Annotated in this window: 1 protein-coding gene and 2 pseudogenes; all 3 read right to left on the bottom strand. The window is 64.8% G+C overall.

Features of this window, described 5'->3' with window-relative positions:
- Nucleotides 1–422 (bottom strand): annotated as a pseudogene (locus tag EN932_RS35700) (ABC transporter permease); the annotation flags it as partial.
- A complete protein-coding gene (locus tag EN932_RS35695; protein WP_127369457.1) occupies nt 419–1,216 on the bottom strand; it encodes an ATP-binding cassette domain-containing protein in 798 nt (265 codons plus the stop codon). The gene EN932_RS35695 and the pseudogene EN932_RS35700, both read right to left, overlap by 4 nt.
- A gap of 89 nt (nt 1,217–1,305) precedes the next feature.
- A pseudogene (locus EN932_RS35690) lies at nt 1,306–1,628 on the bottom strand (sugar ABC transporter substrate-binding protein); the annotation flags it as partial.

The following is a 1,628-nucleotide window of genomic DNA, read 5'->3' as shown; positions in this document are numbered from 1 at the left end:
CCTACGAGGAAGCCGAGCAGCATGCCGGTGACGAGTGCCGCGGCGATGCCGAGAAACGGATCGTAACCGGCCTGCACGACCAGCGCGAAGACCCATGAGGCGAAGCCCATCGTTGCCGGAAACGACAGGTCAATCTCGCCGCAGGTGACGACGAAGACCAGCGGCACCACCACGAACAGCGCAACGGGGAGCGTCGTCAGCACCGAACGGTAGAGATACCAGGTGGTGAAAACGGTCGGGTTGGCGATCAGGAACACCGTCATCATGACGATGAACACGGCGAGCGTGCCGAGCGCGGCACGGTTGTCGAGGATGAAGCCGCGCATCCAGTGATCGGATGGGTGCCTCCATTCCTTCTGAGAACTGGGACGGGGAATGCCGGAGGACGGCTCGTGCAGGTCGGGCTCCATGGTCTTGCTCATCGTGCTCTCTGCTCCGCGTCGCCGGCATCGTGCAGCCCGGCCAATCCGCCGGGATGCGCAACCTCTTCCATGAAGTTGATGAGGTCTTCGGCCGACTTGACCTCGCTGCGGTCGGTCGTCAGTGCGATCCTGCCGCGATCCAGCACCACGAAGCGGTCGGCGATGTCGAAGACATGATGGATGTTGTGGCCGATGAACAGGATCGAGCGGCCGCTCGCCCGCACCTGGCGCACGAAATGGAATACCTTGGCGGTTTCGGTCAGCGACAGCGCCGTCGTCGGTTCGTCGAGGACGATCAGCTCGGCCTGCTTGTAGATGGCGCGGGCGATCGCCACGCCCTGGCGTTCGCCGCCCGAAAGCTGGCCGACGATCGACTGCGGCGTGAACACTTTCGAGGTGAAGCCGATCTCGCGCATCAGCCGGCTTGCCTCCTCGATCTCCTTGTTGACCCTGAGAAAGCCCAAGAATCCGGTCAGCTCGCGGCCCATGAAGATGTTGCGAACGATGGTCTGCTGCACGGCCAGCGCCCGGTCCTGGAACACCGTCTCGATGCCGGCTTCGCGGGAACGCGCCGCGCTCCACCCGGTCACCGGCTTACCACGCACGAGGATTTCGCCGCTGGTCGGCTTGACCACGCCCGAGAGGATCTTGATCAGCGTCGACTTGCCGGCGCCATTGTCACCGAGCAGGCCGACCACCTCGCCGCGGTCGACGCTGAGATTGACCCCGCCCAGCGCATAGACCTGGCCATAGGACTTGCTGATGTCGCGCAGTTCGATGAGGCGTTCGGCCATCGGATGCTCGCTTTCATTGTCTCGTGCCGGCGTCGTCGCCAGCGGTCCCGCCGGCCGGGGCCTGAGATCCCGGCCGGCGGCTTGGGAGGTCAGCGCAGCGCCTGCTTGGCGAGCTCGGCGACGATCTCGTAATTTTCGGGCGTGACGAAGCCGGCGCCGGTGTCGACATTCATCGGCGCCAGCCCCAGCACAACCTGCTGGCAGAGGCTGAGGATCGGCAGATAGCCCTGCAGGAACGGCTGCTGGTCGGCGGTCAATTGCACCCAGCCGCCCTTGAAACCCTCGACGATCTGCGGGCTGGTGTCGAAGCCGAAATTGAAGATCTCGCCCGCCTTGCGTCCGGCCGCCTGCATATAGGTCGAGACATTGCCGAGCATCTGCCCGCCGGGATAGCCGACCGCCCTGACGTCGG

Origin of the sequence: Mesorhizobium sp. M7A.F.Ca.US.002.01.1.1, assembly GCF_004022955.1 — a bacterium.
Taxonomy (GTDB): Bacteria; Pseudomonadota; Alphaproteobacteria; order Rhizobiales; family Rhizobiaceae; genus Mesorhizobium; species Mesorhizobium ciceri.
The sequence above is the reverse complement of the archived record's forward strand: the minus strand, read 5'-3'. Positions and strand labels throughout refer to the sequence as shown.